The sequence below is a fragment of the Faecalibacter macacae genome, assembly GCF_003687725.1.
Lineage (GTDB): Bacteria > Bacteroidota > Bacteroidia > Flavobacteriales > Weeksellaceae > Empedobacter > Empedobacter macacae.
This window is the reverse complement of the sequence record NZ_RDOJ01000020.1, coordinates 42,089-51,314: the sequence shown is the minus strand read 5'-3', so window position 1 is coordinate 51,314 and position 9,226 is coordinate 42,089. Positions and strand designations below refer to the sequence as shown.

At 30.1% G+C, this 9,226-nt stretch carries 10 protein-coding genes; 5 read left to right on the top strand and 5 right to left on the bottom strand.

The features are described 5' to 3' along the window. Together EAH69_RS12270 and EAH69_RS12265 are read left to right on the top strand one after the other, a co-directional pair. Positions 1-718 (top strand): CoA transferase (locus EAH69_RS12270; protein ID WP_147439145.1); only part of this gene is annotated, 718 nt, incomplete at its 5' end. Between the two features lie 108 nt (positions 719-826). Next, complete coding sequence (locus EAH69_RS12265) at positions 827-1,162, top strand: hypothetical protein (protein ID WP_121935496.1); 336 nt, start codon at positions 827-829, stop codon at positions 1,160-1,162. 59 nt (positions 1,163-1,221) lie between these two features. Here EAH69_RS12265 and EAH69_RS12260 read toward each other — a convergent pair whose 3' ends face one another. Together EAH69_RS12260 and dnaG are read right to left on the bottom strand one after the other, a co-directional pair. Further along, positions 1,222-1,707: a septal ring lytic transglycosylase RlpA family protein gene (locus tag EAH69_RS12260; RefSeq protein WP_121935495.1), complete on the bottom strand. Its 486-nt coding sequence runs from the start codon at positions 1,705-1,707 to the stop codon at positions 1,222-1,224. A 222-nt stretch (positions 1,708-1,929) separates the two neighbouring features. After that, complete coding sequence (gene dnaG, locus EAH69_RS12255) at positions 1,930-3,876, bottom strand: DNA primase (RefSeq protein WP_317124744.1); 1,947 nt, start codon at positions 3,874-3,876, stop codon at positions 1,930-1,932. Positions 3,877-4,066: 190 nt separating this feature from the next. Between dnaG and EAH69_RS12250 the strand changes: the two genes are divergently transcribed. The 3 genes from EAH69_RS12250 to sucD all read left to right on the top strand — a co-directional run bounded on the left by EAH69_RS12250 (position 4,067) and on the right by sucD (position 6,895). Further along, positions 4,067-4,855: an META domain-containing protein gene (locus EAH69_RS12250; protein ID WP_121935493.1), complete on the top strand. Its 789-nt coding sequence runs from the start codon at positions 4,067-4,069 to the stop codon at positions 4,853-4,855. Positions 4,856-4,944: 89 nt separating this feature from the next. Continuing rightward, a complete protein-coding gene (locus EAH69_RS12245) occupies positions 4,945-5,871 on the top strand; it encodes a UDP-3-O-(3-hydroxymyristoyl)glucosamine N-acyltransferase (RefSeq protein ID WP_121935492.1) in 927 nt (308 codons plus the stop codon). A 154-nt stretch (positions 5,872-6,025) separates the two neighbouring features. After that, on the top strand, positions 6,026-6,895 hold the full coding sequence (gene sucD / locus EAH69_RS12240) for a succinate--CoA ligase subunit alpha (RefSeq protein ID WP_121935491.1): 870 nt from the start codon (positions 6,026-6,028) through the stop codon (positions 6,893-6,895). 70 nt (positions 6,896-6,965) lie between these two features. On the opposite strand, the gene EAH69_RS12235 is transcribed toward sucD, so the two are convergent. From EAH69_RS12235 to EAH69_RS12225, 3 genes are all read right to left on the bottom strand, one after another. Then, positions 6,966-7,412 (bottom strand): KTSC domain-containing protein, encoded by a 447-nt coding sequence (locus EAH69_RS12235; protein WP_121935490.1) that lies wholly within the window; start codon positions 7,410-7,412, stop codon positions 6,966-6,968. Positions 7,413-7,497: 85 nt separating this feature from the next. Next, positions 7,498-8,478 carry a hypothetical protein gene (locus EAH69_RS12230; RefSeq protein ID WP_121935489.1) on the bottom strand — a complete coding sequence of 327 codons (981 nt, stop codon included), beginning with the start codon at positions 8,476-8,478 and terminating at the stop codon, positions 7,498-7,500. A 71-nt stretch (positions 8,479-8,549) separates the two neighbouring features. Next, positions 8,550-9,221: a DUF4240 domain-containing protein gene (locus EAH69_RS12225; protein ID WP_121935488.1), complete on the bottom strand. Its 672-nt coding sequence runs from the start codon at positions 9,219-9,221 to the stop codon at positions 8,550-8,552. Positions 9,222-9,226 lie beyond the last annotated feature (5 nt).

The window sequence follows — 9,226 nt, the reverse complement described above, 5'->3', positions numbered from 1 at the left end:
TGTACTCAAACTCTATTCTCTTCTTTTTTTTTATTACAATTTAAGATTTTCAAATCTAAAGGATTTGGCTGGTCATGATCTTAATTTTATGGCAATTTCAGGCCTCTTAGCAAGTAACAAAGATGAAAATGGAAATGTTGTAATGCCGCCTTTCCAAGTGGCTGATTTATTTGGTGGAACAGAACAAATTATTTCCTCTGTTTTATTGGGGATTATTCAACGCACAAATAGTGGTGTAGGAGATTGGTTTGATATTTCTATTACAGAAGCTTCTTTGTCTATGAATGCGCTTTTAGCTCCGCCTGTTTGGTACAATGAAGCTGAACAAGCAATGGATGTTTTAGGAGGTAAATTACCTAATTATTCTATTTATAAATGTAAGGATGATAAGTTTATTGTTTTAGCAGGTTTAGAAGAAAAATTTTGGCAAAATATCTGCGATGTTTTAGATAAACCTGAATGGAAATCAGAGAATTTAGTTTCATTAAAGTTCAAGCCGGAAATTAAGGAAGAATTAAATAAGATTTTCTTGACAAAAACGCGTGACGAATGGACTATTTTTTTTGGTGGAACTGAAGTTTGCTTTTCACAAGTTTTAGAATTTGAAGAAACATTACATAATGACCATTTAAAAGAAAAAAATAGTTTTATTATTTCTGAAAAAAGTGGATTACCTATAGGATTTGGATTAGGAATTAAAAAGATAGGTAAGGTGTGATTTTAGTCATTAATAGTTTGTTTTTATCCGAAATTATATTAAAATGTAGAGATATTTTCTTTTTGGTAAGGTAATTGTTTTATCAATTTTGATTGAAAATTATTAAAAATGAAAATATTAAAAAAATTAAGTCTTCTCCTTACTTTCGGTTTTATTGGATTATTTATAACATCTTGTAATGGTACAACAAGTATTTATGGAATTGAGCATAAATCAAAACATAAATCAAAAAGTAAAAAATATCCTCGTTATGATGTAAAATACGAAACTAAAAGAAAAGATTTACCTCCAGGGCATAAGAAAAAAGTTTATGGAGAACAATCTGCAAGAAGATATGCACCAGGACACCAAAAACATAAAAACTATAAAAGTTCTCATAAGAAAGGGAAAGGAAATTATAAAGGTGGGAAAGGAAAAAATCATTACGGTAAAAAACATCATTAAAATAAAAAAGGCTGAAAACTATAAGTTTTCAGCCTTTTACTTTAATATCTAAAAGCGTATTATTTTACGACTTCCATTTCGATGTTTAAAATTCCTGCATTGATAGATCCAATCTCAGTAAAAGCAGCTCTACTTAAATCTAGAACTCTTGATTTAGAGTGTGGTCCTCTATCATTAATTTTAACAACAACAGATTTTCCGTTTTTAATGTTAGTTACTTTAACTTTTGTTCCAAAAGGTAAAGTTTTGTGAGCCGCAGTAAGCTCGTTTTTGTTGTACAATTCTCCACTTGAAGTTTTGTTTCCATGGAATTTATCCGCGTACCAAGAAACAATTCCAGTTAATTTTTCTCTGGCTTCTTCTACAGCTATAGTAACATCATTTGTAGTTGTTTTTTCAACATTTGCTGTTACATCTTTTAACTCTTTGTTTTTGATTGGATTAGAGTTTTTAACTGTGTTAGAATTGTTTGTATAATAACCCTCAGCTTTTGCTATTGGAGCGATCATGAGCATAATAAATAATGCAAAAATGCTTCTTTTCATCCGTTAGATTTTCTGATTATATATCTAAGATACTAAAGCATTTTATACATTTTACATGAATTATAATTTGATATTAATTATGTATGCATAATTAATCTACAACTCGCTTATAATGTATGTTTCAAGAGGTTGTTAAAAAAGAGTTAAAAAAAAGAGTAAATACTAAAAAAATTAAGAAATAATGATTTTTATTGTTTATATTATTGTTAATCAATAATTTATTTATATTATTCTATCTAAATGTGAGTTGAAAAACATTTTTATCTTAGTTAATTCCATCACTTTTTTTATGATTTCAGAACGTTCTATTTCGGTCATTTCTGGATCTTTTATAGAGTTCATTAAAGTCTTAATTTCATTCTCAATATAAAGTGCTTTAAATCGAAGTAAAACATCAAATAAGTCTTTAGAAATAGAATCCTCTATAGTTTTTGTGCTGATACCTTGTTTTAATTTCCAATTTTCACTGATCGAATGTGAGTCAATCATCATTTGAGTTGCTAATTGAGTAATATCTTGATTAGTTGATCTCGAAAAATAAGTACCACTTCGCAATTCGTTACTTTCTAAACCTATTTTAACTTCATCAAGAATGCTTTGGTAAAATGGATTTGATAATTGAAGATCGTTATGATTAAATTGATTAACGATTTCTTCAATTACAGTCGTTTGATATAATTCGTTTTTATCATCTTTCAATTCAACTTCTAAATCTCCAAATTGCATAATCAACTTGATAATTTCATCTTCAACAATAGTTAAATGATTAACAACAATTTTCTTATTATTAGAAGGAACAATTGTTAATTCAGGTTTTCTGTCAGCGATAGGAAAAGTAGGTTCCTCTCTATTGTCGATTTGAGCTAATGTTTTGAAAAGTACGTCTTCGCGTATTTCCATAATTTTAGCTGTTTCCATAATATATAATTCGCGCTGAATCATATTTGGAATTAAGGCAATCGATTTGATTATTTCTCTGATTAATTCAGATTTTTTAACAGGATCTTGTTTCGCTTCCTCTAAAAGTAAGTTTGCCTTGAATTTGATAAAATCTGTTGAATGATCTTTTATGTAAGCAGAAAGTTCTGAAGACGAATGTTTTTTTGCGAATGAATCTGGATCTTCACCTTCAGGTAAAGGTAAAATCTTCACATTTAATTCTTGTGCTAAAATCATATCAATTCCACGGAATGAAGCACGAATTCCGGCAGCATCACCATCATACATTACAGTAACGTGAGATGTTAGACGCTTAATCATTACTATTTGTTCCTTTGTTAAAGCAGTTCCAGAACTTGCAACAACATTTTCTATACCCGCTTGGTGCATAGAAAGAACATCAGTGTAACCTTCAACTAACAAGCATTCATCTTTTTTTAAGATAGCTTGTTTTGCTTGGAAAAGACCGTATAAAGTTTTACTCTTAAAGTAAATTTCGTTTTCAGGAGAATTAAGATATTTAGCAGCTTTTACATCATTTCGTAAAATACGACCACCAAAACCAATAGGTCTCCCAGAATAGCTGTAAATAGGAAAAATAACGCGTTCTCTAAATTTGTCAAAACGTTTTCCATCCTCTTTATAACTTACTAATCCAGATGCTTCTATTACTTCTTTTGAATATCCTTTTTTCTCTGCATATTCTGCAAAAGCATCCCATTTATTTGGAGAATATCCTAATTCAAATCTTTTTATTATTTCGTTAGAAAATCCACGTTCTTTAAAATAAGATAAACCAATCATGTTTCCCTCTTCAGATTCGTGAAGTTGATTAACAAAAAAGTTTTTAGCAACTTCAGTTAAGATATATAAACTTTCTTTGGATTTTTGCGCTTCCTTTTGTTCAGGAGAAAAAGTAGTATCCTCTTCAATTTCTATATTATATCGTTTAGCTAACCATCGTAACGCTTCAGGATAACTAAACTGCTCTAATTCCATCAAAAATGAAACAACATTTCCTCCTTTGCCAGTAGAGAAGTCTTTCCAAATCTGTTTTGCAGGAGAAACGACAAAAGATGGTGTTTTTTCGTCAGTAAACGGAGAAAGTCCTTTTAAACTACTTCCGGCACGTTTTAACTGTACAAAATCACCAATTACCTCTTCGACTCTTGCGGTATTAAATATAGTATCTATGGAATTTTTAGAAATCAATGTTTGAAATTTTTTCAAAATTAGATAATATTAAAATAGGAAGGATTTAATAATTTCAAAATTTATTATTTTTTCTAATTATAATTGATTTAAAATAAGATTTATTTTTTTAATTACTTCTACTACAGTTAAATCATAAATCAATAAATGCTAATATCAAATTTGGTATGGTATTGGCTAATTATTTAACCATAAACTGAAATAGAATATGAAAAAAACTATCTTAAAGATGATGTTTGTTGGGATTTTAGCAACAGCATTAACTACTTCTTGCTCAACTCAGCTACCAGGTCTTACAAAACCTACAGAAAATAATTCAATATTAGGGAAATGGGAATTAGATTACCTTGCAACAAATGACGGAAAATCATTGGTGGATAGTTTTCCAGATGGGGCTCCTTATTTAAATTTTGTTTCAAATAGTCTATTAAATGCATCTGATGGATGTAACACATTAAATGGAGCTGTGACAGTTAAAGGAAACGAAATTTCATTTGGAAATATGGCAGCAACTATGAAAGCTTGTCAAGGTGTAAATGATTACGCATTTAATTCAAAATTGAAAGGAAAGTTAAAATATTCTATTTCTGATGAAACATTAACTTTAATACAAGGAGATATAGCTGTAATGCGTTTTAAACGTCCAACTTCTTTAGCTGGAACATGGGTTTTGGAAGAGTTTATAGCAAAAGATAGAAGTGCAAAAACTTTAGACCAACGTTTTCCTAATAAAAAACCAACTGTTACATTCCAAAATAACCAAATTTCGGGAACTAACGGATGTAATAATCTAACTGGAGGTTATGTAGCAATTGGAAAGAATATTAAAATGGGAAATATTGCTACAACTCGTATGGCATGTGATGGAGTAGATGAAGCAAGTTTTAATGAGCGTTTTAATGCAACGAATTCTTACGAAATTTCTAATGGAAAATTAGTATTATACGCTAATGGAGTTAAAACGATGGTTTTTGGTAATTTAAAACAACCGAGATAATCAAATAATTTATCATTATATTATAAAAGTTGTACCTATGGTACAGCTTTTTTTATTGTTATATTTGTACATCAAATTCAAAAGAGTAAATGAAATTTCCAAGAATATATCAATTAGATGAAGTGGCATCTATTATTGATGCAAAATATATAGGGGATGCTAATTTCCCAGTACACGGAATTAACGAAATTCATAGAGTAGAAGCAGGAGATATTGTATTTGTAGATCATCCAAAATATTATGATAAAGCATTGGAATCTGCAGCAACCATTGTATTAATTAATAAAGAAGTTGAATGTCCTGAAGGAAAAGCTTTAATCATTTCTGATGATCCGTTTCGTGATTTTGTTAAAATTGGTCAACACTTTTTACCATTTTTAGAAGCTACAAAAAACATTAGTGAAACTGCAGAAATTGGTGAAGGAACAATTATACAACCAGGTGCTTTCATTGGAAATCATGTTAAAATTGGAAAAAATTGTGTGATTCATTCAAATGCATCTATCAACGATTATTCTATTATTGGGGATAATGTAGTAATTCGTTCAGGGACTGTTTTAGGAGCTGATGCTTTTTATTACAAAAAACGTGAAACAGGTTTTGATCGTATGAAATCTGTAGGAAACGTAATTATCGAAAATAATGTAGAAATCGGAGCAAATTGTACAATCGATCGTGGTGTAACTGCATCAACAATTATTGGTGAAGGAACAATTATGGATAACTTAATCCAAATAGGTCATGATACGATTATCGGTAAAAAATGTCTAATCGCTTCACAAGTTGGTATTGCAGGATGTGTTAATGTAGAGGATGAAGTTTCTATTTGGGGACAAGTTGGTATTACAAGTGGTGTAACTATTGGTGCTAAAGCGGTATTACTTGCGCAAGCAGGGGTAAGCAAATCTTTAGCAGGTGAAAAATCTTATTTTGGATATCCAGCAGAAGAGGCGAGAGGTCTTTATAAAAAGATGGCTGTTACTGAATTAATAGTGAGAGATTTTAAAAGAAAATAATATATTTATCAAAAACCGACATTAGTGTCGGTTTTTTTATGATAAAAATCTTACTCATTTTTGTGATTTTTCAATAAAAGGTAGTGTATTTTTTACATTGATTTATTTTTTAAATTAATTCAAACTTCTATATTTGTCTAAATTAAAAATCACAATGTCTGTATTAGTAAACAAAGATTCAAGAATAATCGTACAAGGATTCACTGGAAAGGAAGGAACTTACCACGCTGAGCAAATGATTGAGTACGGAACAAACGTAGTAGGAGGTGTAACACCAGGTAAAGGAGGTCAAACTCATTTAGGTTTACCAATTTTCAATACTGTAAAAGATGCAGTTGTTGAAGCGGGTGCTGATGTTTCTATTATATTCGTTCCACCAGCATTCGCAGGTGACGCTGTTATGGAAGCTGCAGAAGCGGGTATTAAAGTTATTATTTGTATCACAGAGGGTATTCCTGTTGAAGATATGGTTAAAGTTCAAGCATACGTAGATCAAAGAGATGTTACGTTAATTGGGCCAAACTGTCCTGGAGTTATTACATCTGAAGAAGCTAAAGTTGGTATTATGCCAGGATTTATCTTCAAAAAAGGTAAAGTAGGTATCGTTTCTAAATCAGGAACTTTAACTTACGAAGCTGCTGACCAAGTAGTAAAAGCTGGTTACGGTATCTCTACAGCTATCGGAATTGGTGGTGATCCAATTATTGGAACTACAACAAAAGAAGCTGTTGAGTTATTTATGAACGATCCAGAAACTGAATTAATCGTCATGATTGGTGAAATCGGTGGACAATTAGAAGCAGAAGCTGCTCGTTGGATTAAAGAAAACGGTACTAAACCAGTTGTAGGATTCATTGCAGGACAAACAGCTCCTAAAGGACGTACAATGGGTCACGCTGGTGCTATCGTAGGTGGTGCTGATGATACTGCTGAGGCAAAAATGAAAATTATGTCTGAGTGTGGTATTCATGTAGTTGCTTCTCCTGCTGATATCGGAGCTACAGTAGCTAAAGTATTAGGATAATAAATACAAAGATTTAGTTTATATAGAAAAGGCGAACCAATTGGTTCGCCTTTTTTTATGTTGGTTTGGATTATGCTTCCATTGGTTTTCCAGCCTTACGGAATAAGAATTTTCCGTAGATGTGTCTTTTTGCAAAACGGCTAGCAGAATCTGCATTACACATTTTTCCAAATACATTTTTAGGAACTCCTAAATATTCAAAAGCTGTTCCGTCTAAGTGAATAACTGTTAATACTTGTTTTTCTAAATAGAAATCTTGAATGATGTAATTGTCAAACGTTTCGTTGTATTCAGCTTGTAATTTTTCGTGCGTTTCGTTATTGATACTTACTAAAAAGTGGTAGGCTTCAATTACAACTTTACTTCTTTCTTCAGCTTCGATTCTACCAGCTTCGTCATCAACAAATTTATCAGGATGCGAATCTTTCATCGCGTTTCTGTAAATTGTTTTTAATTGTTTTAAAGTAACATCTTTATCAACTCCTAACAATCTTCTGTATTCAATAACTCTTTTCATATTCTAAAAATTCCTTCTTATCGGCGTGCAAAAGTAGTCTAATTAAATAACTTTATCATTATCAAAAAGTTTAGTTATGAAAATATTATGAATATATCTTATTAAACTTAGTCAAACAATGAATTAATATTACAAAAGGAATCAATAGTATTAAGAGTGTGTATTTATTAGTTTCTCCATCTAGATTACCATTTAAAATAAATTCATTTTGGTATTTTACTTTAATTACTACAATTGATTTAGGTGTAAAATGTGATTGAAAATATTTTTGAGATCTAAGATTCATGACATGATCGTAGTTATTTTTACTCACGTATAATGTTATAGAATCTTCAGCATTCAAGATTTTATCACGATTAGTGAGAGGATAATTTTCCGTATGGATATAAAAATCTTTTGGGTATTCTTCTAGTCTTATACGATAGATTGAAGATTTACTTCGTGTAGTATTCTCAATATGTTCAGTGGGTTGATAAGCTAATGTTCCTTTTACTTCTTTTATCGAATCAGGATTTGGATTGAGACTTTCAATACAGTATCCTAAACAAAAAATAGTTACAAAAGAAATACTCAAAAGATAAATTAGAGAAATTCTTTTATGAGTAAATTTTTCTGTTTTTGATGAAATTGAATTGATCTTGTTAACGTTTGATCTTAAATATTCAATTATTTCATCAAATAAATATGGATCTTGGTCTTTGTTGAAGCGAAATACTTGTTTGTTATTATTAAATAACAAGATTTGTTGCGATTCAAATTTTTGTTGATGTGAATCTTCGTCATTGTAAACTTTATTTTCGTTGATAGAAAAAGAATCAAAGCGAATTATTTTTTTGATCCATAAAAATTGAACGATCAATTGATTGGTTGAGAATATATATTTTTCTTTTTGTCTACCGACGAAGAAATAGATTTGTACACCTAAAATTAAACTGATTAGAAAATAATTATTCCATTCGGTATAATCTGTCAAAGAAATTAAGATGTAAAATACAATGGAAAGAGCGGTAAATATTTTCCAATTTTCTTTGGTTGTGTGATGAGAAAAATTAGTATTAAATATCATATAGTGTAATAGAAAATTTAAAGATAAAAAAAAAACGAACTTTATAAAAAGTCCGTTTTATATATTATCGATTAATCTATATCAAATTCGTCGCTACGATCTTCGTCATCGTCATCGTCATCATCTTCATAATGCGTAAGGTTTTCGATGAAAATAGTATATAATCTTGGACAAATAGCATGATAAGTTGTGATGTTATCTTCTTCCCAATTTAAATCTATTTCAGGATAATTTTCTTCGAAATATTCAAAATTTTCATAATCAATATAATCATGAATATCTTTATTGAAAACTTGTAAAAATGATTCGTTAGCAACAGTTCCAAAAATTTCAAATTCGTAGAAATCATCTTCATTAAATCCTTCTTCAAAGTAATTAGCAAGATTATCTGGATCCATCATCGCATCCGTAAAAATCTGTTTACCTTGAGAGATTAACCATAATCTAAAATTCTGAAATCCGTCGTCATCACATTCTTCGTTCATTATAGCGGCAGCGCACCATAACTCGCTCGAATAAGATTGAAACATAAAGAATTCTGTTCGTAATCTAAATCCAATAATATCTTCAGCAGTAAGTTGTTTTAATTCTTCAATTAAAAACTCTTCCTGTTGTTCTAAAGTATCTGCCGTAGCCAATGAGTTTTCTATGATTTGCCAATATAAATCTATATCTAACATCTGAGAAACTTTCTCGGTTGGTAGAGCAGCAGATGAATCAAATAAATTGTCTAAAAAACCCATATAAT

Coding starts and splice junctions, on each gene's coding strand:
- EAH69_RS12265 (WP_121935496.1), top strand. CDS start 827: ATGAAAATATTAAAAAAATTAAGTCTTCTCCTTACTTTCGGTTTTATT.
- EAH69_RS12260 (WP_121935495.1), bottom strand. CDS start 1,707: ATGAAAAGAAGCATTTTTGCATTATTTATTATGCTCATGATCGCTCCA.
- EAH69_RS12250 (WP_121935493.1), top strand. CDS start 4,067: ATGAAAAAAACTATCTTAAAGATGATGTTTGTTGGGATTTTAGCAACA.
- EAH69_RS12245 (WP_121935492.1), top strand. CDS start 4,945: ATGAAATTTCCAAGAATATATCAATTAGATGAAGTGGCATCTATTATT.
- sucD (WP_121935491.1), top strand. CDS start 6,026: ATGTCTGTATTAGTAAACAAAGATTCAAGAATAATCGTACAAGGATTC.
- EAH69_RS12235 (WP_121935490.1), bottom strand. CDS start 7,412: ATGAAAAGAGTTATTGAATACAGAAGATTGTTAGGAGTTGATAAAGAT.
- EAH69_RS12230 (WP_121935489.1), bottom strand. CDS start 8,478: ATGATATTTAATACTAATTTTTCTCATCACACAACCAAAGAAAATTGG.
- EAH69_RS12225 (WP_121935488.1), bottom strand. CDS start 9,221: ATGGGTTTTTTAGACAATTTATTTGATTCATCTGCTGCTCTACCAACC.